The 26,363-nt window shown below is 62.7% G+C and carries 25 protein-coding genes; 6 read left to right on the forward strand and 19 right to left on the reverse strand.

Annotated features, from left to right (window positions below):
* Positions 1-307: 307 nt before the first annotated feature.
* On the reverse strand, positions 308-2,611 hold the full coding sequence (gene clpA, locus BUC24_RS15215) for an ATP-dependent Clp protease ATP-binding subunit ClpA (protein ID WP_073217828.1): 2,304 nt from the start codon (positions 2,609-2,611) through the stop codon (positions 308-310).
* On the reverse strand, positions 2,608-2,910 hold the full coding sequence (gene clpS, locus BUC24_RS15220; protein WP_073217831.1) for an ATP-dependent Clp protease adapter ClpS: 303 nt from the start codon (positions 2,908-2,910) through the stop codon (positions 2,608-2,610). Before clpS ends, clpA begins: the two co-directional genes overlap by 4 nt.
* Before the next feature lie 321 nt (positions 2,911-3,231).
* Here clpS and BUC24_RS15225 point away from each other — a divergent pair, with 321 nt between their 5' ends.
* The 3 genes from BUC24_RS15225 (at position 3,232) to BUC24_RS15235 (ending at position 5,515) form a co-directional block, all read left to right on the forward strand.
* A complete protein-coding gene (locus BUC24_RS15225) occupies positions 3,232-3,435 on the forward strand; it encodes a transcription antiterminator/RNA stability regulator CspE (protein ID WP_010395943.1) in 204 nt (67 codons plus the stop codon).
* Between the two features lie 115 nt (positions 3,436-3,550).
* The gene (locus BUC24_RS15230) at positions 3,551-4,759 is read left to right on the forward strand and encodes a GAF domain-containing sensor histidine kinase (RefSeq protein ID WP_229448231.1); all 1,209 of its coding nucleotides are present in this window, start codon (positions 3,551-3,553) and stop codon (positions 4,757-4,759) included.
* A 75-nt stretch (positions 4,760-4,834) separates the two neighbouring features.
* Complete coding sequence (locus tag BUC24_RS15235) at positions 4,835-5,515, forward strand: hypothetical protein (RefSeq protein WP_073217838.1); 681 nt, start codon at positions 4,835-4,837, stop codon at positions 5,513-5,515.
* Between the two features lie 70 nt (positions 5,516-5,585).
* On the opposite strand, the gene icd is transcribed toward BUC24_RS15235, so the two are convergent.
* Positions 5,586-6,839 (reverse strand): NADP-dependent isocitrate dehydrogenase, encoded by a 1,254-nt coding sequence (gene icd, locus BUC24_RS15240; RefSeq protein ID WP_073217841.1) that lies wholly within the window; start codon positions 6,837-6,839, stop codon positions 5,586-5,588.
* A gap of 202 nt (positions 6,840-7,041) precedes the next feature.
* Here icd and BUC24_RS15245 point away from each other — a divergent pair, with 202 nt between their 5' ends.
* Both BUC24_RS15245 and BUC24_RS15250 read left to right on the forward strand, forming a co-directional pair.
* Entirely contained in the window at positions 7,042-7,605 is a 564-nt protein-coding gene (locus BUC24_RS15245) for a pseudouridine synthase (protein ID WP_073217843.1), read from the forward strand.
* A 72-nt stretch (positions 7,606-7,677) separates the two neighbouring features.
* On the forward strand, positions 7,678-8,118 hold the full coding sequence (locus BUC24_RS15250) for a DUF192 domain-containing protein (protein ID WP_073217846.1): 441 nt from the start codon (positions 7,678-7,680) through the stop codon (positions 8,116-8,118).
* Positions 8,119-8,318: 200 nt separating this feature from the next.
* Here BUC24_RS15250 and rpsT read toward each other — a convergent pair whose 3' ends face one another.
* Complete coding sequence (gene rpsT, locus BUC24_RS15255) at positions 8,319-8,585, reverse strand: 30S ribosomal protein S20 (RefSeq protein ID WP_073217849.1); 267 nt, start codon at positions 8,583-8,585, stop codon at positions 8,319-8,321.
* A gap of 174 nt (positions 8,586-8,759) precedes the next feature.
* Here rpsT and murJ point away from each other — a divergent pair, with 174 nt between their 5' ends.
* Positions 8,760-10,310 carry a murein biosynthesis integral membrane protein MurJ gene (murJ, locus tag BUC24_RS15260; protein ID WP_073217852.1) on the forward strand — a complete coding sequence of 517 codons (1,551 nt, stop codon included), beginning with the start codon at positions 8,760-8,762 and terminating at the stop codon, positions 10,308-10,310.
* Here the strand turns inward: murJ and BUC24_RS27300 are convergent.
* The 15 genes from BUC24_RS27300 to BUC24_RS15335 form a co-directional block, all read right to left on the reverse strand.
* Entirely contained in the window at positions 10,307-11,125 is an 819-nt protein-coding gene (locus BUC24_RS27300) for a type II secretion system protein (protein ID WP_229448233.1), read from the reverse strand. The genes murJ and BUC24_RS27300 overlap by 4 nt on opposite strands.
* A 4-nt stretch (positions 11,126-11,129) precedes the next feature.
* Complete coding sequence (locus tag BUC24_RS15270; RefSeq protein ID WP_073217856.1) at positions 11,130-11,510, reverse strand: type II secretion system protein; 381 nt, start codon at positions 11,508-11,510, stop codon at positions 11,130-11,132.
* Positions 11,504-11,971 (reverse strand): type II secretion system protein, encoded by a 468-nt coding sequence (locus BUC24_RS15275; RefSeq protein ID WP_143167537.1) that lies wholly within the window; start codon positions 11,969-11,971, stop codon positions 11,504-11,506. The genes BUC24_RS15270 and BUC24_RS15275 overlap by 7 nt, the downstream gene beginning before the upstream one ends.
* 14 nt (positions 11,972-11,985) lie before the next feature.
* On the reverse strand, positions 11,986-14,073 hold the full coding sequence (locus BUC24_RS15280; RefSeq protein WP_073217859.1) for a secretin N-terminal domain-containing protein: 2,088 nt from the start codon (positions 14,071-14,073) through the stop codon (positions 11,986-11,988).
* A complete protein-coding gene (locus BUC24_RS15285; protein WP_073217862.1) occupies positions 14,073-14,645 on the reverse strand; it encodes a hypothetical protein in 573 nt (190 codons plus the stop codon). Before BUC24_RS15285 ends, BUC24_RS15280 begins: the two co-directional genes overlap by 1 nt.
* Positions 14,642-15,214 carry a hypothetical protein gene (locus BUC24_RS15290; RefSeq protein WP_073220171.1) on the reverse strand — a complete coding sequence of 191 codons (573 nt, stop codon included), beginning with the start codon at positions 15,212-15,214 and terminating at the stop codon, positions 14,642-14,644. Before BUC24_RS15290 ends, BUC24_RS15285 begins: the two co-directional genes overlap by 4 nt.
* Positions 15,211-15,756: a PilN domain-containing protein gene (locus BUC24_RS15295; RefSeq protein WP_073217865.1), complete on the reverse strand. Its 546-nt coding sequence runs from the start codon at positions 15,754-15,756 to the stop codon at positions 15,211-15,213. The genes BUC24_RS15290 and BUC24_RS15295 overlap by 4 nt, the downstream gene beginning before the upstream one ends.
* Positions 15,753-16,562 (reverse strand): hypothetical protein, encoded by an 810-nt coding sequence (locus BUC24_RS15300; protein ID WP_073217868.1) that lies wholly within the window; start codon positions 16,560-16,562, stop codon positions 15,753-15,755. The genes BUC24_RS15295 and BUC24_RS15300 overlap by 4 nt, the downstream gene beginning before the upstream one ends.
* Complete coding sequence (locus BUC24_RS15305) at positions 16,555-18,228, reverse strand: GspE/PulE family protein (RefSeq protein ID WP_073217871.1); 1,674 nt, start codon at positions 18,226-18,228, stop codon at positions 16,555-16,557. Before BUC24_RS15305 ends, BUC24_RS15300 begins: the two co-directional genes overlap by 8 nt.
* 8 nt (positions 18,229-18,236) lie before the next feature.
* Complete coding sequence (locus BUC24_RS15310; RefSeq protein WP_073217874.1) at positions 18,237-19,418, reverse strand: type II secretion system F family protein; 1,182 nt, start codon at positions 19,416-19,418, stop codon at positions 18,237-18,239.
* Positions 19,419-19,445: 27 nt separating this feature from the next.
* Positions 19,446-19,886, reverse strand: coding sequence for a type II secretion system major pseudopilin GspG (gspG, locus tag BUC24_RS15315; protein ID WP_073217876.1), 441 nt, complete (start codon positions 19,884-19,886; stop codon positions 19,446-19,448).
* Positions 19,887-20,024: 138 nt separating this feature from the next.
* Positions 20,025-20,780, reverse strand: a complete 756-nt coding sequence (locus tag BUC24_RS15320) for a LuxR C-terminal-related transcriptional regulator (protein ID WP_073217879.1) — start codon at positions 20,778-20,780, stop codon at positions 20,025-20,027.
* Positions 20,777-21,502, reverse strand: a complete 726-nt coding sequence (locus BUC24_RS15325; protein WP_073217882.1) for a winged helix-turn-helix domain-containing protein — start codon at positions 21,500-21,502, stop codon at positions 20,777-20,779. The genes BUC24_RS15320 and BUC24_RS15325 overlap by 4 nt, the downstream gene beginning before the upstream one ends.
* A gap of 188 nt (positions 21,503-21,690) precedes the next feature.
* Complete coding sequence (locus tag BUC24_RS15330; protein ID WP_073217886.1) at positions 21,691-24,699, reverse strand: ExeM/NucH family extracellular endonuclease; 3,009 nt, start codon at positions 24,697-24,699, stop codon at positions 21,691-21,693.
* Positions 24,700-24,922: 223 nt separating this feature from the next.
* Positions 24,923-26,350 (reverse strand): mannose-1-phosphate guanylyltransferase/mannose-6-phosphate isomerase, encoded by a 1,428-nt coding sequence (locus tag BUC24_RS15335; protein ID WP_073217888.1) that lies wholly within the window; start codon positions 26,348-26,350, stop codon positions 24,923-24,925.
* Positions 26,351-26,363 lie beyond the last annotated feature (13 nt).

The following is a 26,363-nucleotide window of genomic DNA, read 5'->3' on the forward strand; positions in this document are numbered from 1 at the left end:
TTGGCTACATTACAACGTAACCAACTGTTACTCACTTTGATTAAAATCAACCCGCATTGGATATGGCGCCAGATTCCTTATCCTTTCGGCTTGACAAGGCTGTCCTGCGAGATTGATCAGGACATGTCCATCCGTTCGACTGCGTCCACCAGGCGTGTCAGGTCACAGGCGTAAAAACCGGCAGAGTGTGCCGAATTGAGCTCGATAATGTTGGGTCGGCGCTGGCCACGCCACGTGCATCAAGCGCATACGCCGCAGTTAAAAAAAAAGCCCGCTGTGCCAGCGGGCTTTCGGGCAGCCGGATCGATTACTCGATCTCGACGGTCTCTTGCGGTGCTGCCGGAGGACTGGTGCCGTCCGATTCCGGGAAGTCGAGCGTGACGTTCTCTTTCTCGTCCAGATCGACCGTGACCTTGCCACCGTTGACCAGGCGGCCAAACAGCAGCTCGTCGGCCAGCGCCTTGCGGATCATGTCCTGGATCAGCCGCGACATCGGGCGGGCGCCCATGAGCGGGTCGAACCCTTTTTTGGCCAGGAACTTGCGCAGCGACTCGGTGAAAATGGCCTCGACCTTCTTCTCGTGCAGCTGCTCTTCCAGCTGCATGAGGAACTTGTCGACCACGCGCAGGATGATTTCTTCGTCCAGCGCGCGGAAGCTGATGGTCGCGTCGATCCGGTTGCGGAACTCCGGCGTGAACATGCGCTTGATGTCGGCCATCTCGTCGCCCTGCGCCTTGGAGTCGGTAAAGCCCATGGAACGCTTGGTCAGGCTCTCGGCGCCGGCATTGGTCGTCATGATGATGATCACGTTGCGGAAGTCCGCCTTGCGGCCATTGTTGTCGGTCAGCGTGCCGTGGTCCATCACCTGCAGCAGGATATTGAAGATATCCGGATGCGCTTTCTCGATCTCGTCGAGCAGCAGCACCGCATGCGGCTTCTTGGTAATGGCTTCGGTCAGCAGACCGCCCTGGTCGAAACCAACGTAGCCCGGTGGCGCGCCAATCAGACGGCTGACCGCATGGCGCTCCATGTACTCGGACATATCGAAGCGAATCAGCTCGATGCCCAGGATGAAGGCAAGCTGCTTGGCCACCTCGGTCTTGCCCACCCCGGTCGGACCGGAGAACAGGAAGGAGCCGATCGGCTTGTCGGTTTTGCCCAGACCGGCGCGCGCCATCTTGATGGCAGACGACAGCGCATCGATGGCAGGCTCCTGGCCAAACACCACGTTGCGCAGATCGCGGTCGATGGTTTGCAGCTTGCTGCGGTCGTCCTGGTTGACGGTTTGCGGCGGGATGCGCGCGATCTTGGCGATGATGTCCTCGATCTCGGCCTTGCCAATGGTTTTCTTCTGCTTCGACTTGGGCAGAATGCGCTGGGCGGCACCGGCTTCGTCGATGACGTCAATTGCCTTGTCGGGCAGATGGCGGTCGTTGATGAAGCGCGCAGCCAGTTCGGCAGCGGTGGACAGGGCCGACGACGAATACTTCACGCCGTGGTGCTCTTCGAAGCGCGACTTGAGGCCACGCAGAATCTGCACCGTCTGTTCGACGGTCGGCTCGTTGACGTCCACTTTCTGGAAGCGGCGCGACAGCGCATGGTCTTTTTCGAACACGCCACGGAACTCGGTATAGGTGGTCGCACCGATGCACTTGAGCTGGCCGTTGGCCAACGCAGGTTTGAGCAGATTGGACGCGTCCAGCGTGCCACCGGAGGCCGAACCGGCACCGATGATGGTGTGGATCTCGTCGATGAACAAAATGCCGTGCGGCGTTTCCTTCAATTGCTTGAGGACTGCCTTGAGGCGTTGTTCGAAGTCGCCACGGTATTTGGTACCGGCCAGCAGCGCACCCATGTCGAGCGAATACACGACCGCGTTCTGCAGAATTTCGGGCACATCTTCTTGGGTGATGCGCCATGCCAGGCCTTCAGCGATGGCGGTTTTACCCACCCCGGCTTCGCCCACCAGCAGCGGATTGTTTTTGCGGCGACGGCACAGAATTTGAATGACGCGGTCGACTTCGTCTTCGCGCCCGATCAGCGGATCGATCTTGCCTTCGGCTGCGGCCTTGTTCAGGTTTTGGGTGAACTGGTCGAGCGGCGATTCTTTGGCCTGGCCTTCGACCTGCGCTTCTTCCACGCCTTCGGAGGTTTTTTGCGAATCGACCTGCTGGTCTTTGCGCACCCCGTGCGAAATGAAGTTGACCACGTCCAGACGGGTCACGCCCTGCTGGTGCAGGTAGTACACCGCATGCGAATCTTTTTCGCCAAAGATGGCCACCAGCACGTTGGCGCCGGTGACTTCCTTCTTGCCGTTCGAGGCCGACTGCACGTGCATGATGGCACGTTGAATCACACGCTGGAATCCGAGCGTGGGCTGGGTATCGACCTCGCCCGTGCCGGGCACGGTGGGGGTGTTGTCGCCAATGAAGTTGGTCAGCGTTTTGCGCAGATCTTCAATGTTGACAGCACAGGCGCGCAGGACTTCCGCGGCCGATGGATTGTCCAGAAGCGCTAGCAGCAAATGCTCAACGGTGATGAATTCATGCCGTGCTTGCCGGGCTTCGACAAAGGCCATGTGTAAGGAGACTTCCAGTTCCTGCGCAATCATACTTCCTCCATCACGCACTGCAGGGGATGCCCCGCCTTGCGCGCATGCGTTAATACAAACTCCACTTTGGTACACGCTATATCTTTAGAAAACACGCCACACACTCCTTTGCCGTGGCGATGAACGGAAAGCATGATCTGCGTCGCCGTCTCGCGATCCTTGTTGAAGTACTCCTGGATGACTGCCACCACAAACTCCATCGGCGTGTAGTCATCATTGAGTAGTGCCACCTGGTATAGCGGCGGGGGCTTGACCACCTGCCGCTCCAGCAATTGCTCTGTGTCTTGCTTGGTTGCCATACGCTTATTCTAATGCTTTCAATGTTGATGCATTACGTAAATATCAGGGCATTTACATTTGTTTTCCATCTTACGCGTTTTCGTTCAGATGCGCAGATGGCGTCCCGAAGCGGGAAATCAAGAGTTGCTTTTTCGCAGAGTCCGCACATTTTCCCAATTCCCGTATAAAACCGCTTGACTTGGATATTTTTTCAACCAACAATGCGGATATTGACTTGTACTTATGTACATTGTTAATGAAGAAGTGAGCAGGCTGAGGAGGGGGCAAAAGCTTCTTGCTTTTATAGCTCGTGTGATTGGTTCTATTTTGAAAGTTCTTTTATGGCAACAGGTACAGTTAAGTGGTTCAATGATTCCAAAGGCTTTGGCTTCATCACTCCAGATGACGGCGGCGAGGATCTGTTCGCGCACTTCTCCGCAATCAACATGAACGGTTTCAAGACCCTCAAAGAAGGTCAAAAAGTTCAATTCGAAGTCACGCAAGGCCCTAAAGGCAAGCAAGCTTCCAACATCCAGGCTGCTTAAGCTACCCGAATGTGAAAAACCCCGCTGCAAAGCGGGGTTTTTTTACGCCCCGTGAATCGTCGCCTTGCATTGCGCGTGCGACAATGCCCCCCTTAGCGTCTGGATGGAATACCCCGTGACAGCAAGCGCCCTTGCCTCCGACATCGCCTCGATCCAATCGATCTCGTCAGTGTCGACGATCCTTGAAGCCGTGTCCGCCCTTACCGGCCTGCGCTTCGTGTGCATTGCGCGCGTCACCGATAACAGCTGGAACACCTGCGCCGTGCTGGACCAGCTCGGCTTTGGCCTCAAGGTGGGCGATGAGCTTGATGTGGCCACCACGCTGTGCGAAGAAGTGCGCGACACCCGCTTACCGGTGGTAATCGATCACGTCAGCGAAGACCCCAAGTACCGCGACCATCACACGCCCCGCATCTATGGCTTCCAGAGCTATATTTCAATCCCCGTGTTCCGGCCCGACGGCAGCTATTTCGGCACCCTGTGCGGCCTCGATCCCAAGCCGGCGCAATTGTCGAACACAGCCACCATTGCCAGCATGACCTTGTTTGCCCAGCTGATCACCAAGCACCTGGAAACCGAACGCAAACTGAGCGAATCGCAAACGGCCCTGTTCGGCGAACGCGAAACCTCGGAACTGCGCGAGCAATTCATCGCTGTGCTTGGCCATGATCTGCGTACGCCGCTGGGCTCGGTATTACTGGGCATCGAATTGCTGCGCAACGAAGGCTTGTCGGCGCGTGCACTGAGCGTACTCGAGCGCATGCAGCGCAGCGCCCAGCGCATGTCCGGCCTGGTCAATGACGTGGTCGACTTCACACGCGGCAAAATGGGCGGCGGCATCGCCCTCAATCTGACGCTGGAGCCGTCGCTGCGCCTGCCCCTCATGCAAGTGGTCGACGAGCTGCGCGCGGCCCATCCGGAGCGCGACATCGAGGTCGACCTGCAGTACGACCAGGCCGTCCTGTGCGACGTGCAGCGCATCCAGCAGATGCTGTCAAACCTGCTCAAGAACGCCCTGGTGTATGGCGACCCGACGCAGCCGGTGCGGGTGCGCTGCAGCGTCACCAATGGCATCTTCGAGCTGGCCATCATCAACCACGGCCCGGCCATCGCGCAAAGCACCATTGACCAGTTGTTCAAGCCCTTCTGGCGCGCGTCCGCCCATGCGGCCAACGAAGGACTGGGGCTGGGCTTGTTCATCGTTTCGGAAATCGCTCGCTCGCACGGCGGCGAGATGGCGGTGGCGTCCAGCGCTGGCACCACGCGCTTCGTGTTCCGGCTGAAGGGCGCGCAGTTTGTCGAGCGGCGCAAGATCGCGCGCTGATCGCACAAATATCCTCGTTGCATGTTCGCTAATCGGTACAATCGGGCAAACGATCGCACTGCAGCGGGGAAATCCATGTTCAACAGTCTGTTCTCTCTATTCAAGCGCACACTGCCTGCCCTGGCGCTGGCAGCCGGCCTGAGCGCATGCGCCACCCAGGCGCCGGCGCCGATGGCAACGGCGCCCTTGGTGGCCCCGCCCTCTTCCTGCATTACCTCGGACGACGGCAAGGGCGTGGCATGCGGCGCACAGGCAAGCCAGTGCCAGCAATCAAACGATGGCAGCGCCATGGCCTGCGGCGGCCAGGCGGCGCACTGCCAGACTGGCTCTTCAGGCAAGGCGGTTGCCTGCGGCGGCCTGGCCGCCTATTGCGAACACTCGTATGACGGCAGCGCCATCGCTTGCGGCGGACGCGCCGAGTTGTGCCAGAGCTCGCCGGACGGCAAGGCAGTCGCTTGCGGCAGCGGCGCCAGCTATTGCGTGCGCTCGAACGATGGCAAGGCCGTGGCCTGCGGCGGCGCCGCTGCGTATTGCCAGGAAGCGGAAGCGGGCGGCGCGGTTGCCTGCGGTGGCAAGGCCAACCGGTGCCAGGCATCGAAAGATGGCACGGCAGTCGCATGCGGCCCCACGGCCGGCACCTGCGCCCGTTCTGGCGACGGCGACGCCGTGGCCTGCGGCGGCGCCGCCGACCATTGCGAACGGTCCAAAGACGGCAAGCGCAAAGCCTGCGGCGGCAAGGCCCAGGCGCAGGGCTGAGCCCGTGCACCAATAAAAAAGCCCTGCGCGCTGGATGCGGCAGGGCCTTGTGGATGACGCGCAGCGCGTCTTACATCTGTTCGATCATCACATCGCCAAAGCCCGAGCACGATACTTGCGTCGCGCCTTCCATCAGGCGCGCGAAGTCGTAGGTGACTTTCTTGCTGGCGATCGATTTCTGCATCGAGCTGATGATCAGGTCGGCTGCTTCCACCCAGCCCATGTGGCGCAACATCATTTCAGCGGACAGGATCAGCGAACCCGGATTCACGTAATCCTTGCCGGCGTACTTCGGCGCGGTGCCGTGGGTCGCTTCAAACATGGCTACCGAGTCCGACAGGTTGGCGCCTGGTGCAATGCCGATGCCGCCCACTTGCGCGGCCAGCGCGTCGGAAATGTAATCGCCGTTCAGGTTCAGGGTGGCAATCACGCTGTATTCTGCCGGACGCAGCAGGATCTGCTGCAGGAAGGCGTCGGCAATCGAATCCTTGATGACGATGTCGCGGCCGGTCTTGGGATTCTTGAACTTGCACCATGGGCCGCCATCGATCAGCTGGGCGCCGAATTCCTTCTGCGCCAGCGCGTACGCCCAGTCGCGGAAGCCGCCTTCGGTGTACTTCATGATATTGCCCTTGTGGACGATCGTCACCGATGGCTTGTCATTGTCGATCGCGTACTGGATCGCCTTGCGCACCAGGCGCTCGGTGCCTTCGATCGATACCGGCTTGATGCCCAGGCCCGAGGTGTTCGGGAAGCGGATCTTGGACACGCCCATTTCCTTGATCAGGAAGTCCATCAGCTTCTTGGCGCCGTCGGAACCTTGCTGGTATTCGATACCGGCGTAGATGTCTTCCGAGTTCTCGCGGAAAATGACCATGTCGGTTTTTTCAGGCTCTTTGACTGGCGAAGGCACGCCCGTGAAGTAGCGCACCGGGCGCAGGCACACGTACAGGTCGAGCTGCTGGCGCAGGGCCACGTTGAGCGAACGGATGCCGCCGCCCACCGGCGTGGTCAAAGGACCCTTGATCGACACCACGTAGTCCTTCAGCACGGTCAGCGTTTCTTCCGGCAGCCACACGTCCGGGCCGTACACGGTGGTCGACTTTTCGCCCGCGAAAATTTCCATCCAGCTGATCTTGCGCTTGCCGCCGTAGGCCTTGGCCACGGCCGCATCGACCACCTTGATCATGACCGGGCTGATGTCAACACCGGTGCCATCGCCTTCGATATAGGGAATGACAGGATTATCTGGTACATTCAGCGAAAAATCGGCGTTGACGGCGATTTTTTGGCCGTCTGCAGGTACTTTGATATGTTGATACATCGTGATCTCCGAAGTGGACGTTGCGTCTGCCAGGCATGGTCTGCAAACTGAAATTGGATCAAAAAACTCAGGCGAACATTGAAGTCTTCTATAAGACACAAGACGCGTGTTTCTTATTATGCACCAGTATCTTACTAGGCGCCATGGCCGTGCGACAGCAGCCATTGGCCCGCAAGCTTAACATTTTCCCACTCGTGTCATTATGCCCCTCATTTTGTTTAACAAGCCGTTCCAGGTGCTGTGCCAGTTCTCCCCGCAGGAGGGACGCGCCTGCCTGGCCGACTATGTGAAGACGCCCAATGTGTATCCGGCCGGACGCCTGGACGCCGACTCCGAAGGCTTGATGCTGCTCACCGACGACGGCAAACTGCAGCACGCCATTGCCCATCCCGACCACAAGGAAGCCAAGACCTATCTGGTGCAGGTCGATGGTGTGCCCGACGGCGCCACGCTGGCGCGCCTGCAGGCACCGCTGGACCTGGGCGACTTCATCACCAAGCCCTGCCAGGCCGTGCGCATTGCCGAGCCGCTCTGGCTGTGGCCGCGCAACCCGCCCATTCGCGCGCGCGCGGACAAGCCGACCGCCTGGATCGCGATCACTCTGCAAGAAGGCAAGAATCGCCAGGTCAGGCGCATGACGGCCGCAGTGGGTTTGCCCACGCTGCGCCTGGTGCGCAGCAGTATCGGGCCGTTTTCGCTGGCCACCCATCCATTGATGCCAGGCGAATCGATGGAAGTGCCGGCCGACGGCGTGCGCCGCGGCTGAGGCGGTCAACGGCGCCAGGGCGCGCCGCGTTAGAATGGCAGTTTCCGCCACCCCAACATCAATTGCAAACCAATGAATAAATTTCTGGCAACGACCTCATCCGCCCTGCTCCTGCTTGCTGCCGGCAGCGCCATGGCCCAGACCGCCTTTGGCAGCGCCAAGCTGTCCGCCGGCATGCACATGATCAAGGCCGAAGTGGCCGCCAACGATCCACAGCGCCAGCAAGGGCTGATGTTCCGTGAAAAAATGGAGCCCAACCATGGCATGGTGTTTGTGTTCGAAGGGGTGAACGGCCAGTGCATGTGGATGAAGAACACCCTGCTGCCGCTGTCGGTGGCGTTTATCGACGAAGCTGGCAAGATCGTCAATATCGAAGACATGCAGCCGCAGACGCTCGACAGCCACTGCTCGACCAAGCCGGTGCGCTACGCGCTGGAGATGAACCTGGGCTGGTTCAAGCAAAAGAATATCAAGCCAGGCATGACCATTGGCGGCCTGCCCGCCGCGAAGTAAGCACCTAGTTACATCGCCCTCGCGCAGGCGGGGGCCTATTCCATGTCACCGAATTCGGCGAAGTGGAATAGGCCCCCGCCTGCGCGAGGGCGATGTAGTAACTGCAGCACAAGCGAAAAAACCCGCCATGACCAGGTCAGGCGGGTTTTTTACCAATCACAAGCTGCTCGGCGGAACCAGTCCGCCTTTACACCGGGCTATTAAGCAGCCAGTGCTTTCAGAGCTGCAGCCAGACGGCTCTTATGGCGAGCTGCCTTGTTCTTGTGAATGATTTTCTTGTCAGCGATGCTGTCGATCTTCGACACGGAGGTCTGGAAGATCGTGGTTGCAGCCGCCTTGTCGCCAGCCTGGATGGCCTTGCGAACAGCTTTGATTGCGGTACGCAGGGTCGAACGCTGCGACGAATTGTGAGCGTTTTGCTTAACTGCTTGACGAGCGCGTTTGCGCGCTTGTGCGGTATTTGCCATGGAATTTCCTAGATCGGGTCAAGTTGCGTTTGCAAACATTAGCGTCTGCTAAACATTAGTGTCTGCGTAACAGAATTCTGTACAGCCTTCGATTATAGCGAATTATTCCGTCAAGGGCAATTCCTAAATCAACAATCCATCTGCCGCGCCCTTGCCGGGCTATAATCCCGGCCCATGAACTTGCTCAAGACCCTCGCCGCTATTTCCAGCATGACCATGCTGTCCCGAGTCACCGGTTTGCTGCGCGAGAGCCTGATGGCGCGGGCCTTCGGTTCAGGCATTTATACCGACGCCTTCATCGTCGCCTTCCGCCTGCCCAATCTGCTGCGCCGCCTGTTTGCCGAAGGCGCCTTCTCGCAAGCCTTTGTGCCCTTGTTGTCAGAATACAAAAACAAGAACGGCGAGGCTGAAACCAAGGAGCTGATCGACCAGGCCGCCACTTTCCTGCTGTGGAGCACGGTACTGATCAGCCTGGCCGGCATCCTGGCCGCCCCGCTCCTGATTTACTGGATTGTCGACCCAGCCAGCCAGACCCCGGACAGCACCCGCGCCGCCGTGTGGATGACGCGCTTCATGTTCCCTTATATTGCCTGCATGTCCTTTGTGGCACTGGCAGGCGGCGTGCTCAATACCTGGCGGCAGTTCAAAATCCCGGCCTTCACGCCAGTGATGCTGAACATGTCCTTCATTCTGGCTTCGCTGTTCCTGCCCAAGTACCTGGAAACGCCGATCTACGCGATGGCCATTGCCGTCATGGTGGGCGGCCTGCTCCAGGTGGGGCTGCAGATTCCGTCGCTGGTCAAGATCGGCATGCTGCCGCGCATCCACATCAATCCCCTGCGCGCGCTGCGCGACCCGGGCGTGCGCCGCATCCTGCAAAAGATGGGCCCGGCCCTGCTGGGTGTGTCTGCCGCGCAGATCAGCCTGTTGATCAACACCACCATTGCCGGCCACCTGGGCCCAGGCAGCGTCTCGGCCCTGAGCTGGGCCGACCGCCTGATGGAATTTCCCACCGCCATGCTGGGTGTGGCACTGGGCACCATTTTGCTGCCGGGCTTGTCCAAGGCCATCGCCAGCGATGACAGCCAGGAATACTCGGGCCTGCTCAACTGGGGCTTGCGCCTGACCTTCCTGCTCTCGCTGCCGGCCGCAGTCGGCCTGGCCATGCTGGCTGAACCGCTTATTGCCACCCTCTTCAACTACGGCCAGTTTGATGCTGCTGCCACCCGCGCCTCGGCGGCGCCACTGGTGGCCTACAGTGCCGGTCTGCTGGGCATCATCGTGGTCAAGATTCTCACGCCGGCGTTTTATGCGCGCCAGGATTTCCGTACGCCGGTCCGGATTGCCATCGGTACCGTCATCGCCGTGCAGCTGTTGAATGCCGCGCTGGTGCCGCTGCTGGGTGTGTCCGGTCTGGCGCTGTCCATCGGCCTGGGCGCTTGCATCAACGCCGGCTGCATGTTCTTCCTGCTGCGCAAACGCGACATCTTCATGCCCCTGCCAGGCTGGCCGCTGTTCTTCGCCAAACTCGGCGTGGCGGTGGTGGCCATGGGCGGCCTGGCCTGGTATGCACGCGGACTGTTCACCTGGACCGGTCCTGGCGTGCACGGGTTGATGCGCGCGCTCGAACTGGGCGCCATCGTGTCGCTGTGCGTGGTCTTGTATTTCGCCGTGCTGTTCGCGCTTGGCTTCCGGCTTGGCGACTTCCGCCGCACGGGCCGCTAACGTTTTTCGGACGGCGGCAGGACAAACGGGTCGGCCGCCGAGGCCGCGCCGCTACTGCCGGCAGCATTCTCTTCAGCCTGGCGCTGCGCTTCTTCGGTGCGCCGCTCCATCTCCTCGGCCATCTGGCGCTGTGCTTCGACCATGGCTTCAGCGGTGCGTTCCTGGGCGGCGGCATTCTCGGCCTCCACCTCGTCGCGCGAGGGCCCTGGCGCCACGGGCACCGCTGGCGGCGCGGACGCCACGCTGGCAGCGCCAGTGGGGCTGGCAGCCTGACCCGGGTTGGCAAACAAGGACGGCGCCGCTGGCGCCAGCGGCGAATTCGGTGGTGTAAACAGCGTGCCCGGCATGCCCTCGCCGCCTGCCACCAAAAACTTCCAGTCCGAGATGCGCTCGCGGTTTTCCATGTTGGCGAAACGGATGTCGAAATTGGCGATCTTCAAGGGGCGCCGGTCCGACAAGCTGTACACGCCCACAATGCCCACCTTGTCATGCAAGTAGATGATGCCCCACTCCGCCTTGCCGGTAATGGGATCGACAAAAATTTTGCGCAGGTGCCGGCGCGGGTTGGGAAAGCGCGGGTCGCGCAGCAGGTCCTGCAAGGTGGGCGGCTGTTTCGGCTGGCCTTGCGGGGTGGCGGCGGCGTAGCTGCGCAAGGCTTCACTGAACTGGGCGCCGATTTCCAGCAATTCCTCTTCGGCTGCGGCGCGTTCGAACAGCGTGCCCATTTTCAGGCCGGCCGCCCCCACCAGACCCAGGATCGCCAGCAGGATGATCAGGCCCAGATAGGTAAATCCCTGTTGGCGTGCCCTCGTCATCGCCCTACCAGTCGGCAAACGGCTTGCCGTGCTTGTCATTGCCCGGTGCACCGCTCTTAATGCCGGCCACACTCCCCTTGCTCGCATCTTCCGGTGCGATGAGCACCCAGGTGTCGGTGCTTTCGGTGATCGGGTCCACCGGGAGCGCGCGCAGGTAGCGCTTGTCCACCAGCTGCTGCAGCGAATCGGGATAGCGGCCCCGGTCCGAATAGTACTGGTCAATCACGTCGCGCGTGTTGCGCAGGTTTTCGTGCAGGATGGTTTCCTTGGCACTGTCGATACTGGGGAAGTAACGCGGCACGGCCAGCGTCAGCAGCAGCGCCACGATGGCCAGCACCACCAGCAGTTCGATCAGCGTGAAGCCGCGTCGGTTCATGGTTACCATTTTTTGTAGGGGATCTCGTTCAGGCCAACACGCTCGGAGGTGGAATAAACGTCGTACACGTCTTCGCCTTCCCGCGGTTCATTGGCCTCGCTGGCGTAGCTGCGCTTGCCCCAGGTCTGGGCGTCCGTCAGCTGGGCGTCGCCATTGAATGGGTCACGCGGCACCCGGCGCAGGAAAAACACTTTCGAGCGCTTGGGATTGCGCAGGTCGGGCGCACCTTCCACCAGCTCCTCGAGCGACTTGGGGTAGCCGTTGCTGTTCAGGGAGCGGGCGATTCGCCCTTCGTCGTAGGCTTTTTTGTACGCGTCGATACCGGTGCGGATGTCGCGCAAGGCGCGCCGTAATTCCTGCTCCTGCTTGCGCTGCACACTCACCTGGGTCACGGGGACCACCAGCGTGGCAAGCAGGGCCAGGATCGACAGCGTGACCAGCAGTTCGATCAGCGTGAATCCGCGTCGCATGGCCCGGCCTTGCATCATTGCTGTTCTTTGACGGGCGCAGTGTCGGGCGCCGGGATGGGCGTGACCTGGGGCTGCGGCTGCGGCTGCGGCAGCGGCTGCGGCTGCGGCTGCGCCTGACCGGGGAACGGTTCCGCAGCCGCAGGCTGGCCGGACGCAGGCGACGACAGTGGCAGCGGCTGCGCTGGCGGCGCCACATTCACCGGCGTGGCGGCAGGCAGCGGCGCATTCAAGGGCGCGGCCGCCGGCAGCGGCGGCATGGGGGCGCGCATGGCCGGGCTGGATGGCATCACTGCCGGCTGGCGTACGGCCGTGTCGGGACGGCGCCGGAAGCTGCTCTCGGTACCGGCCGAGAACTCGGCGGCACCGGCAGCCGGACGCTGGATGTTGCGCACCAGGTGCGGCGTGATCGACAGCACGATCTCGGTCTTGTCGCTGCTGTCGCCCTGGGAGCCGAACAGACGGCCCAGGATCGGGATGCTGCCAAAGCCAGGGACCTTGCTGCCGCTGCTGCGGTCTTCATTGCTGATCAGGCCAGCGAGCACCTGGTTTTCGCCATCTTTCAGTTGCAGCATCGTGGTCGCTTCGCGCGTGCCGATCTGATACGCCTTGGTGCCCGACTTGGTGGTCGTCGAGCTGACCAGGTTACTGACCTGCATGGCGATCCGGATCGCGATCTCGTTATTCAGATAAATGGTCGGTTCCACGTTCAAGGTCAGGCCCACGTCCAGGTAGGTCACCGATTCCGAGGCAAAGCCGTTCGCGCCAGGGGAAATCGTGGTGGTGATGTTGGGGACCTTGTCGCCAATGACCACTTTCGCTTTTTCCTTGTTGCGCACGCGGATGCGCGGATTGGCCAGGGTATTCGAATCGATGTCGGTCTTGTTGGCGTTGAGCGAAGCCGACACGCCGGTCACCCCGATATTGCGCTTGTTAAGCCCTTTCAGATTGGCCAGCGTGACCGGTTCCGGCACGCCGTCGGCATCCAGGAAGGTCAGGGGCGCGAAGCCCAGCTTTTCGGGCCAGGCGATACCCAGCTCGAGCAGGCGGTTGCGCTTGATTTCAAGGATTTCCACTTCCAGCATCACTTCCGGTTCCGAGACATCCTGCAGCGCCACCAGCTTGGTGGCCAGCTTGATCGCTTCCGGGCTGTCACGCACGATCAGCAAGTTGAGCTTTTCATCGACCACCACATCGCGTGTTTTCAGAATCGTCTTGAGGGTGTTGGCCACCGACTTGGCTTCGGCATTGGACAGGTAGAAGGTCTTGATCGTCATCTCCTGGTATTCCTTGAGCTTGGCCGCCACGTTGGGGAACACCAGGATGGTATTGCCGTCCATGACCTGCTGCTCGAGCTGGTTAGTCACCAGCAGGAAGTGGATGGCCGCTTCGACAGTGCTGTTTTTCAGGAAGATGGAGGCACGCTGGTCCGACTTGACGTCCTTGTCGAACACGAAGTTCAGGCCCGAGCGGCGCGAGATTACCTCGAAGACCTGTTTCAGCGGCGCTTCGCGGAACTCGATGCTGATCGGCTGGCGATAGGCCGCCGACAAGGCCGTTTCGGCCACCGGTGCGGCGTCAATCTTGTCAGTGGCGCGATTGGCCAGAAGGCGCGCCTGCTCGTGGTTGGGACGCTCGCTCAAAATCGCGCTGGCCTTGCTGCGCGCCGCTTCAAACTCACCTTTCTGGAACAAGGCCTCGGCTTCGTCCAGCAAACGCACATGGCGCGCGTCCGATTCCACCGCGCGCATGCCCAGACGTGCGCGTTCGTTGGCCGGATCGATGGCCAGCACGCGCTGGTAATCCTGGGCCGCCAGTTCCACTTTGCCCAGCGCCAGGGTGCGGTCGGCCTGATCCAGCAAACGCAGGGCGCTGCGGTCGCGCGCTGAAATGAAGGCACTGCGGTACTGCGGATTGCGCGGGTCGGCAGCCATGGCCTGCTGGTACTTGACCAGGCCAGCTTCGACCTGATCTTTCTCAACCAGCGAGCGGCCTTCAAGGTAAGCCATCTGGCCGCTGCAGCTGGCCAGCAGCAGCGCCGCCAACGGAACGGCAAGGCGGCGCGACAGGTGCAGGCAACGGGTGCCGAACAGGTGACTAGGCATCAGTCGAGTACTCCAATGTTGAGCTGTTGAACCTGGTTCAACGGCAGATAGGTCAAGGTCAGGTTGGGCGGGGTGATGGCATCGACACGGTAGGTCCCTTCGATCACCATCTTGTCGCGCACGATATAGGTTTTGTCGCCGCGCGCCAGGAACACTTCCCAGTTGCCGTCGGCGACGGCCTTGCCCAGGAAAGTGAACGGCAGCGGCGGCGCCATGGGGGCCGGTGGCGGTGGCGCGGCCGCGGCGGCGGCGGCCAGTGCCCGCGCGTCAGGTGCAGGCGGGGGCGGGTTCCAGTCGCGCCGGCCGAACAGATCGCCCGGTGCCCCCATTGCCTCATCCTCGCTGCCGATCAGACGCTCGCGCGGCTGCAAGCGCAAAATGGCCGGTTCGGTACTGGCAGGGGTAACTGTCCTGGCCGCTGCCGGCGCGGCGGCTTTGACTGCCGCTGGCGCTGGCGCCGGCGCGCGTTCGACCGCTTCCACCACGCCGGTGGCGGGACGGTTGTCGCCGAACAGGACCAGCGCGGCCGCCGCCGTCAGCGCCACGCCGAGCGCAATGTGGCGCGGATTCATGGTGCACCGCCAGTGCTGCCAGCGGCCAGGAACAGGGTCAGGCGCACGCGTGCCTCGACCTGCGTTTCGCCAATGTTCTCGCGCTTGAAACTGAGTTCGTCAAGCGACGCAAATGGGATCGTGCGCAGCACCATCAGGCTGAATTTGGACACATCGTTGTAACTACCCTTCACTGGCAGCGTCACCTGGTAGGTGTACACGCGCGCGTTGCGGTCAAAGCCTGCCTTGTATTCGCCCTGATTGAGCACCACGCCCGCCTTGCCAGCGAGCGCGAACAAGGTCTTGACCTGCTGTTCGGCATAGCGCTTTTCGCCGAGCGCAGCGTAAAACAGGGCCAGGTTGTCGCTGGCTGTCACGGGTGCCGCGTGCACCACATCGGTATTGCCCTGCTTGATCAGGCGCAGCGCCACTTGCTGCTCGCGCGCATGCAGCGCGCGTTGCGGCAGCAGCCAGGCCAGCGCAGCCCCGGCCGCAAGCGCGAGCACGCAGGCGCCGCACAGGACTGGCCCGCGCGCCATCAGGAACAGGCGCGCCCGCAGTGCCATCGCCGACAAAGTCATGCTGCTCATGGCGCCACCCATTCTGCTTCGATCTGGAAGCGGATCGGGCGCGCCGGATCCTGTTCGTTCACTTCATGGCGGGTCAGGGACACGCTGCCGAACAACTCCTGCTTCTTGAGCTCTTCCACGTAACCGATCATGGCGTCGCTGGACTTGGCTTCGGCGGTGATCTTCATGCTGCGTTTGCGCGCATCCGGCTCCAGCGCCAGCATGGCGATTTCGGCAGGGGTGGCATCGGCAATGGCGTCATGCAGCGCGCGCCATGGCAAATTGAGCTGCAGGATGGCGGCATTGACGGCGCTGGCCTGCACTTCCGTGACAGGGGGCGTGGCCTTGCCGACCGGCGCCGGCGCCGGCACCGCAGCGCGCAGGCGTGCCGCCGCCAGGGTGGCCTGGTCTGCCTGCTGCTGTTGCAGCAGGCGCCAGCCGGTCCAGCCGGCAGCAGCGCACAGCAACAGCGCCACGGCCACCACGGCCCAGCTCAGGGCGCCAGTGCGATGCAGCGTGCGCTGCAAGCTGGGCGAAGAAAAATCGATGTGCAGTTGCTTCATGCGCCAATTCCAGTCAGAGCCAGGCGGGCCGCGTCCGACAGCTTGGCATCGTGCCCGTGCGCGGCGTCCAGCAAGGTGCACGCGAGCGCGCCGGCGCTGTTGTGCCAGGCGGTGGGCGCGGGACCCGCCAGTTGCAGGCGGGCTGGCTGGGCCAGATTCAAACGCAGCGCTTCGCGCGCCACATGGCCGGCCAGCCAGTCGGCACTGGCGCCTTCGGGCAGCGCGACCGCGCGCACGGCCTGCAGGCGCTGGCCGTCACTGGCGCCGAGCGTGAGCACACCCGCATGGACCTGGCCGAACCAGGCATCGCTCTTGAGCGCAGCGCGCCAGCGGTTGTAGCTGGCCACAAACTGCGGCGTGATACCCACCAGTGTCAGTTGCTGCGCCCTGGCGCCCTCTTCCAGCGCCGTCAGCAGCGGCAGCGGCAGCGCCGCCGCCAGGAACGGGTGCACGGCATCCCAGCCGGCTGCCATCTTCCAGCCACTGGCCGGCTCGCCATACAGTGCCTGAAAGCGCAGCGCAGCGGCGCCTTCCAGATCCGACAGACGCGCCGCGCCGGCCGGCGGCTGCACTTGCCACAGGCGTGCCAGCTCGTCGCCCACGATCACGCTGGCAGGCCAGTTGCGCACGCCCGTGTCGGCCAGCAGCTGGCGCAGGCTGGCGCCAAGCGCACCGGCGCCGGCGGCGCTGTCAATGGCCAGTTCGGCCAGCACGGTGGGCGCAGCGCCCCAGCGCGCGCAGGCAGCCAGTGCCAGCGCGCCGGGCGCCACGCCAATGCGCAAGGTTTGTCCGAAGCGTCTACGCATGCAAGGTCACCCGTTTGATTTCCGTGAGCGTGGTGGCGCCACGGCGCACCAGTTCCAGCGCAGCCAGGCGCAGACTACGGGTGCCGTTGTCGTAGGCGGCCTGCTTGATCTGCCGGATCGGGCGCTTGTCGACGATCAGTTCGCGGATCTCGTCGTTGAGCGTGAGGATTTCGGCGATCGAGCGCCGCCCCTTGTAGCCGGTACCGCGGCAATCACCGCAGCCCTTGCCCTGCATGAACAGGTAGCCAATCACGTCCTTGCGCTCCAGGTTGGCCGAGGCCAGCTCGGCGTCGGACGGGTCGTACTGGGCCGCGCAGTGGGGGCAATTCATCCGCACCAGGCGCTGGGCCCAGATGCCGTTCAGTGCCGACACAAATGCATAAGGGTCAATCCCCATGTGGGTAAAGCGGCCAAACACGTCAAACACATTGTTGGCGTGCACCGTGGTCAGCACCAGGTGGCCCGTCAGCGCTGACTGGACCGCGATTTCCGCCGTCTCGCGGTCGCGAATTTCACCGACCATGATCTTGTCGGGGTCGTGGCGCAAAATCGAGCGCAAGCCCTTGGCAAAGGTCAGCCCCTTTTTTTCGTTGACCGGAATTTGCAGAATGCCGGGCAGCTGGTATTCCACCGGGTCTTCGATGGTGATGATTTTTTCGCGGCCGTTATGAATTTCGGTCAGCGCCGCGTACAAGGTGGTGGTTTTGCCGGAACCGGTGGGGCCGGTCACCAGCAGCATGCCATACGCTTCCTGCGCCAGCGCGCGCAGCGACACCAGCGAGGCGGCGTCAAAGCCGAGCGCTTCAAGCGTGAGCGAGCCGTAAGCTTCGATCATGGCACGCTTGTCGAGAATCCGGATCACCGCGTCTTCGCCATGAATGCTGGGCATGATCGACACCCGCAAGTCGATCTCGCGGCCGCCCGACTCGACCCGGAACGAGCCGTCTTGCGGCACGCGCCGTTCGGCGATATCGAGTTCGGCCAGTACCTTCAGGCGCGAGATAATGTGCTCGGCCACTTCGATGCCATTGACCGAGGTGGCATGATCGAGCACGCCGTCAACCCGGTACTTCACGGCCAGCCCGCCGGCCGTGCTTTCCAGGTGAATGTCGGAAGCCCCTGCCTTGAGCGCGTCGTACAAGGTCGAGTTGACCAGCTTGACGGCAGGACTGGCCGCTTCCGATACCGAAGCGAATGACAGTACCGCCGCGGTTTTGCCGTCACGGCGGCCTTCACTGCTGCCGGCCACCAGCGAATCGACGGCACGCGCCGACTCTTCCTGCTTGGACAGGTAAGCCTGAATGTCGGACGCCAGCGCCAGGCGCAGCAGCAAGGGCGCGCCTGGCCGGGCGCGGGCCCGCGTTTCCACCCAGGTTTGCAGGTCCAGGTCGAACGGATCGGCAATCACGCCGGTCAGTCCGCCTGCCTCGTCGCGCAGCAGCACGCAGTGACGGGCCAGGGCCTGGGCCAGCGGCAGCAGGTCGAAGGCAGGCGACTGGGTCAGCATTTCGGCTGTTTCCATCACGGTCAGGCCAAACGGGCGCGCGATCTCGCGCACGATCACGCGCGCATCCAGGCCCGACATGGCTTCCAGTTCGGCCAGCAGCGGTCGCTGCGATTGCACGCTCTGGGCGCGGGCGCGTGCCAGCAAGGCAGCATCGATCATGACGGTACTCAAGACATGTCTCCGGCAAGGTCGAAAATAGGCATATACAGCAGCACCACGATGGCGCCCACCACCAGGCCGATGGCGGCCATCAGGAGCGGCTCGAAGGTGCGCGTGAAACGGTCAATCCAGCGGCTGATTTCACCGTCGTAGAAGGCGGCCGACTGGGTCAGCATGGGTCCCATGTCGCCCGTGCGTTCCCCCACGCGCAGCATGCGCAGTGAAATCGGGGTGGTCAGCTGGTGCGCTTCAAAGGCGCTCGACAGCGGCAAGCCCGATTCGATGTCGGCGCGGGCGGCCAGCAGCGAGCTGCGCACCGAGGCCGAGACCATGGTCTGCACCGTGTCGATCGCATGCAAGATGGTGATGCCGCCTTCGCTGAGCATGCCCAGCGTCAGGTACAGGCGCGACAGTTCATAAATGCGCACCCGCTCGCCAATGCCCGGCAGGCGCGCCAGCAGGCGGCCCAGGCCACCGTCGCGCGTCAGGTGGCGCCAGGCCAGCACGCCGCCCACGGCCGCCAAAGCCAGGGCCGCGGCCAGCAGCTTGCCATGGGCGCCGGCAAACTGGCCCCAGTTCAGCATCAGGCGCGACATCCACGGCAGATCCCGCCCGGCCCCCTGGTAGACCTCGGCAAAACGCGGCACCACATACGTAATCAGAAACAGCGAGACCCCGGCGCCCACGGTCAGCAGAATGACCGGATAGATGGCAGCACTGACGATCTTGCTGCGCACGATATCGATGCGCTGCTGGTAGTCAATGAAGCGCGAGAGCGAACGCGGCAGGTCGCTGGTGCCTTCGGCCGCGCGCACGATACCGATGTACAAAGGGGGAAACAGGTCAGGCTGCTCAGCTAGCACGCTGGAAAAGCGCTTGCCTTCGCGCAAACCGCCCAGCAAGCGTTCCAGCACGGCGCGGGTGGCCGGATTGGCTTCCTTTTCCAGCAGTGCTTCCAGGCCTTCGACAATGCCCAGCCCCGCTGTCAGCAAGGCCAGCAATTCCTGACTGAACAGCACCAGCGAAAGCTTGCCACCGCGTGCGCGCCGCCCTGCCCGCACCGGCTCGACCGCGCTGACAAACAGGCCGCGCGCCTCCACCTGGCGGCGGGCATCGGCCGCGTCAAGTGCGTCCACTGTCAGGCTGGTAATGGACAAGTCCGGCGCAAGGGTGCGCACTGCGAACTGCATGGAGAGGGCCGTTTCTGGAGAGACTGTTTACTGGGTGACGAGATCGGCGTTGTCGCCGCTGCCGCCCGGCTGGCCGTCTTTGCCGGTCGAGATGATTTCGTATTCGCTTTTGGCGCCAGGCGCGCGGTACTGATACGGGTGGCCCCAGGGGTCAGCCGGCACGCTTTTTTTCAGGTACGGACCGTTCCACTTGGTGGCCACTGCCGGCGGGGCCGTCATCAGCGCGCCCAGGCCCTCTTCCGTGGTCGGATAGCGTCCCACGTCCAGGCGGTAGGTATCGAGCGACTTTTCGAAGGACTCCATTTGCGCCTTGGCGATCGTCACTTCCGATTTGTTCAGTTGACCAAAATACTTCGGTCCCACGTAGGCGGCCAGCAGGCCGATGATGACGATCACCACCAGCAGCTCGAGCAGTGTGAATCCGGCCTGGCGCCTGCGCTGACAATGCATAGTTTGTGCTGCAAACATCCGACCGACTCCTCAATATCCAATTTGGCGTGCAAGGCTACCATAACGGATGCAATAACTTCAACTTTTGTTTCAGACTTGCGCCTCAGTTTCGCACACGCGATTATGCCGCGAAACCGGCCTTGGCGAGCGCATCTGTTACATGCGCCGCAACAGTTGCAATGCGTGACTGCGCGCCACCGCCGCGGTCCGGTTGCGCGCCCCCAGAACCGGGTAAATGCGCTGCAGATGGTTTTTCACGGTCAGGGCGCTGATGCCCAGCAGACTAGCGATTTCGGCATTTTTCTTACCGTCATGCAAATAGTTGAGTATTTGCAACTCACGCTCGCTCAGGGACCGCGCCAGTCGCGCCTGCACCGGCATGGGGGCGGGACGCGCCAGGGCCAGCCGGCCGAGCGCCAGATGAAAATACGGCAACAACAAGTGCAGACAATGGCGCGCACGCGCACTGGCGGTGCCGGCCGGGCCGAACAACAGGACGGCGCTGGCGCCACCCGCGGCCGGGCCACTGCCGTGCAGCAGCATTTCTGCGCACCCGCTGGCGGCGAGGGCGGCATCCAGCGCGGGCCCATGGGCCGCCCCGCTGCCTGCGTCAAACGCCAGCGGCGCGCCATGCCACTGCCGCGCAAGTGCCGGCACCAGAGCCTGCTGCGGATCGGACCAGCGCGCCAGCCAGTCCGCCGGCAGCGCGGCGGGGTGGACCGTTTCCAGCACCCGCAAGGCGCCACTGGCATCGAACTGCAGGCCGATCAGCAGCGTGTGCGGCAACAGGGCTTGCAAGTGGCCCTGGCACCACAAAAAGAAATCCTCGCTGCTGTGGATCGCCACCGCCGTTTCCACAATGCCCAGCAGGTATTCCTGCTCGCGCGCATTCAGGCCGGGAAAGGCGCTCATGCCGCTGCGGCGCCGGCGCCGCGCTCGCGCATGCTTTCGCCGCTGGTAAAACGGTAGCCGCTCCCGCGCACCGTTTCAATATGGTCCTGGTGGCCGCTGGCCTGGAGCGCGCTGCGCAGGCGCCCGACATGGGCATCGACAGTACGCTCATCGAGAAACGCATCGCGGCCCCAGACGCGGTCCAGCAGTTGCGAGCGGCTGTGCACGCGCTCGGGATGGTGCATCAAAAAATGCAGCAGGCGAAATTCGACCCGTCCCAACACCAGTTGGTGGAGTCCGGCCGTGACCCGGTGCGTGTCAGGGTCGAGCCGCAGTGCGCCCATCTGCAGTGCGGCGCCGCCCAGGTGCGGGGCGCGCCGGCGCAGCAACGCATGCACGCGCGCGATCATTTCGCGCGGCCCGAAAGGCTTGGTAATGTAATCGTCAGCGCCTGCTTCGAGCGCCATGATCTTGTCAGGTTCGCCGCAGCGGGCACTGACCACAATCAGCGGCAAGTCGCGCGTACCTGCCTGCGCACGCAGCGAGCGCAGCAGCGCCATGCCGGACTGGCCCGGCAAATCCCACTCCAGCAACAGCAAATCGGGCACGCCGGTGTGCAGGCGCGACCAGGCCGTTTCAGCGTCGGCGCACACGCTCACGGCGTAGCCTGCCCGGCTCAGGTTCAGGCACATCAGATCTTGGGCAGCGCGGTCGGGATCGACCAGCAGGAGTTGGGCGGACATGGCAGCGCATCCTCAGGGCAAACAATTGCATCGGAATAAACTATGCCCCAGGGGTGGAAGTGCTGGCTAATACAATTTTTTTGCGAAATTGATTCATTCGGCGACTAATTCTGCCAGGCATAAAAAAAGACACATCTGTCGTCGCCGGACAGATGTGTCTTTGCAGGCGGGCGCTGGGCGCCCTGGATTTAGAACTCGCCGCTGTAGACTTTGTTGCTGTAGAACATGGTCGTTGCGGCTGGCTTGGTGAAGACCAGTGGCACCGTCACCCGCGCACCAGGGGCGACCGGGCCATTGATGGTGATGTAAGGCGCACCGGCATGGCTGCCGGTGGCGTTGTCCAGCACCACGCCGGCAGGCAAACCGTCAAACTGCAGTTGCAGCGGGCCGCTCTGCGCCACGCCGCTGGTGTTCGTCACCAGGATCGAACTGCTGTACTTGCCAGTGGTTTTGTTCAGCAACAGCGGTGTACGCAGCAGACCAAAGCCGGCGCTGACGTCGGCAAAGGTCGGCGTCAGGTTCAGGCTGATGACCACCGGATCGTGGTCGGACGAGCGGTAAGGATGGTCGGCAATGAGGGCGATGCCGGCCGGGCTCTTGTCGTCGAGGTTGTAATCGATCACCACCGGTTCGTCGGCATTCACATGCCACTCGGCTGCGCCCGCCACCTGCGGATCGAGCGAGCTGCTCGCCAGCGCATGGTCCAGATAGCCTGCTTCGCCATCAAACACGTACGAGTACGGAATCTCGTTCGGACGCACAAAGCGCTCGAGCTCGTTGACCAGGCCGGCCTGGTTCATGATGTAGATCGGGTCTTCGAAGCCGTGGGCATTCATGTCGCCGATGACCAGCACGTCGCTGTCATTGGCGGCACTCTTGACTTGCGGGATGAAGTACTCGACCAGACGCGTGGCTTGCTGTTTGCGGCTCAGGTTGTTGCAACCCTGGCCATCGCCCAGGTCGCCATTGCCGCCGCTGCCGCAGCCAGCTTTCGACTTCAAGTGATTGACCACCAGCGAGAACTTGGCGCCATTGGCCGCCTTGAAGGTTTGCGCCATGGGTGGGCGGTTATTGACCGCGTCGCCATCGGACAGCGCGCCGCCCACCAGCGTGACCTTGGCCGGCTTGTAGATCATGGCCACGCGAATGGCGTCGGTGCCCGTGGTGGCCGGTGCCGGTACGTACGCGTAGGCATTGCTGCCGATGGACGCATTGATTTGCTTGACCAGATAGTCCACTGCAATGTCGCCATTGTTCTGAATTTCCATCAGGCCGACCACATCGGCATCAATGGCCTTGAGCTCATTGACGATCTTGGTCGACTGGCGCTGGAATTCGGCCAGGTTGTCGGCGCCGCGGCAGTTACCCTTGGTGGTGGTGTTGCCCAGCTTGCAGCCCTGTCCGGTCTGGCCCAGCACGTCGGTGCCGTTGGTGAAGGTGGTGAAGTAGTTGAGCACGTTGGCACTGGCCACGCGCAGATTGCCCGCCGCTACCGCTGGCGCGGCCGTGCGCGGATTGGTGGCCGAGAAGTTGGGCTCGACCGTGTACTGCAGCTTGAAGCCGGCGCCGCCACCGCCAATCGAACCATAATCGATCACGCCGGTCAGACCGCTGACGGTGTCGCCTGCGCGCACCACGCGGTTGCCGCCATCGACATACGGAATCACGGTCGGCACCGAGAACAGGCTGTCGTCCAGCACCAGGGCATTGCCGGCATTGGCCGCAGCCAGGGCAATGGCTTCCGGCGTGCCCGGACGGTAGCGGTTGGTTGGCGTTTCACGGCGGCCATTGGCCAGGGTCAGTTCGCCACGGTCGCCCAGGTAGGTGGTCTGGTTGATGGTCAGTGCATTGTTAATATTAACCAGCATCGCTTCGTAACGGGCCAGATCGGTGCCGCCTTCAAAGTTGATGTTGGTCGGCGTTACGCTATTGCCGCTCGACAGAACCAGGGTCGACACCACGTCCTTCATTTCGGTGTAGGTGCGCGGCGCGCCCGTTGGACGGTACTCGGTGATGGTGCCGCGCACACGCACGCGGTCACCCACATTCACCGCACCCGGGGTGAACACGAACAGCGCGTCCGAGGTGGCCGGGTCGCCGTCACCAGCCGGGTCTTGCAGGAAGTAGCCGTTCGAGACCTTGTGGGTGACCACGCCTTCGGTCAGCACCACGCTGTTGTTGAACGGGCTGGTCGGCCCGGCGCCCTGGATTTGAGGAATGGTGGCGGCGCCCGACACGGCCACGGTGACGCTGCAGCTTTCCTGCTGTTGAGCATTGTTGGTAAAGCGGATCACCACGGGGTAGCTGCCGGCAGCCACTGCGCTGCTCGCTTGCAGCTGGACCGTGGCGACGCCGCCATTGGCCAGCGCGGGCACGAAATTGGCCAGGCTGATGCCGCTCACGGCGGCGCTGGTGATGGTGGCGCCGTCAACGATGCTGTCGCTGTCGGTGGCGGACAGGCCGATCAGGCCGCCCACGCCCTGCTCGACGGCCAGCGCTGCCGGGCAGGACAGCACGATCGGCTGCGGCTGCGGATCGACGCCGCCGCAGCTGTGACGGGCCGAGGCGCTGGTGCGCGGCGCCGGCGCACCGGTGGCAAAGTCGCTGCTGTTGTTGTCGCTATCGGTGCAGCCCTCGGCCGCGCGGAACAGCGCCAGCGTGTTCGACGGCGCCGGCGCCGCCGTGCCCTCGGCCCCATTGGCGGTGCCAAAGCCGACCAGATCGACGATATTCGCGCCTGTCGGGCTGGCGCCGCTCAGGGTCACATTGTCGCGCACCAGGGCGACCTTGCCGTTGGTGCCGGACATATTAAAGGCGCCGCTGAGCGGCACGATGACCGGGCCAGGCAAGTCAGGCTGGGTGGTGCCGCCGCCGCTTTGCTGCTGGATCAGCACATATTGGCCAGGCTCGACGGTAAATGTCGGCAAGGGCGACTTGCCGCTCCAGGCCCCCGTGCTGGTGGCCGAGCCGTACTGCACGCTCCAGCCCGTGGCCGTGACGGCGCTGCTGCCGCGGTTGAAGATTTCGATGTAGTCGTTTTTATACAGCGTGGTGCCGGTATTGCCGCCGGCGCCGTAGAGCTGGCTGATCACCAGGTCCGGCGAGGCTGCCATCAGCGGTGCACACAGGCTGGCCAGCAGCGCGGCGAGCACGGTGCGCTTGCCGGGCGCTTGATTCATGGCTACGAGCTTTTTCATCGAAAATCCTGGAGTGAGAGGAAAAGGGAAAACGGTATTGTACGGATGACCACGCAAAACGTCAGCCAGGATTATCAAAATGTATTGGTAATCGGCAAAAAGACGAGTCTAAATGGAACAAGTGACAATATGATGACGTGCGATTGGTCCGAACGGACTAATCGAGCGTGGGCTTGAACAAAAAAAAGAGAGCCGCAGCTCTCTTTTTTGGGGACCGGGGCGATCAGGCGCGCTTGTAGATATCCTCGAAACGCACGATGTCGTCTTCGCCAAGGTAGCTGCCGGACTGCACTTCGATGATGTGCAGCGGCACCTTGCCTGGATTTTCCAGGCGGTGGTTCATGCCGATCGGAATATACGTCGACTCGTTTTCCGACAGCAGGCTCACTTTTTCGCCACAGGTCACGCGCGCGGTGCCGCTGACCACGACCCAGTGCTCGGCACGGTGATGGTGCATCTGCAGGGACAGTTTTTCGCCCGGCTTGACCGTGATGCGCTTGACCTGGAAACGGTCGCCGGCGTCAATGCCTTCATAGTGGCCCCACGGACGGTAGACCTTGGTGTGGTGCAGGTGTTCGGTGCGTTCTTTGTGCTTGAGGTGGTCAACGATCTGCTTGACGCGCTGGACCTGGCCCTTGTGGGCCACCAGCACGGCATCATTGGTTTCCACCACGATCAGGTCGTCCACACCGACCAGCGCCACGATACGGCTTTCCGCCCGCACCAGCGAGTTGGTCACGCCGTCCAGATAGACGTCGCCACGCTGCACGTTGCCGTGGGCGTCGCCAGTGCTGGCTTGCTGCACTTGCCACAGGGCCGACCAGGAACCGACGTCGCTCCAGCCGATGTCCGACGGCACCACCACGGCGTGGCTGGTGTGTTCCATCACGGCATAGTCGATCGAATCGGACGGGCAAGCAGCAAACGACGCTTCATCCAGGCGGCAGAAGTCCAGGTCGGAATAACCCAGGCGCACGGCCGCTTCGGAAGCAGCGGCAATGGCGGGCGCAAAGGTCGCCAGTTCCTGCAGGTAGTTCTCTGCGCGGAACAGGAACATGCCACTGTTCCAGTAATACTTGCCATCGGCGACGAATTGTTCGGCCGTCTCGCGGTTCGGCTTTTCGACGAAACGGTCTACCTGGTAGCCGCCTTCGGCGCCTTCGGCAACGGGGCCGCGGTGGATATAGCCGTAGCCGGTTTCCGGCGCGGTCGGCACGATGCCGAAGGTGGCCAGCGAACCGCCTTCGACCAGGCGCGCTGCCGTGGCCACGGCCTGCGCAAAGGCGGCGTTGTTTTCAATCACGTGATCGGCTGGCAGCACCAGCATCACCGCTTCCGGGTCGAGCTTTTTCAGGAAGTGGGCTGCGGCAGCAACCGCTGGCGCAGTGTTGCGGCCGACATGCTCCAGCATGATGCCCAGCGGCTTGACGCCGATTTCACGCAGCTGTTCGGCCACCAGGAAACGGTGTTCATTACCACAGACCACCAAGGGTGCCATCAGCTCCGGCCAGCCCGCCACGCGCAGGACGGTATCCTGCAACATGGTCTTGTCCGTAACAAGCGGCAACAGCTGCTTCGGCATGACCGCACGCGACAGCGGCCAGAGCCGGGTGCCGGCGCCGCCGGACAGGATGACTGGGTAAATTTTCATATCGGCCTTCTAA

The sequence above is a fragment of the Massilia sp. CF038 genome (assembly GCF_900129765.1).
Classification (GTDB): Bacteria; Pseudomonadota; Gammaproteobacteria; order Burkholderiales; family Burkholderiaceae_D; genus Telluria_A.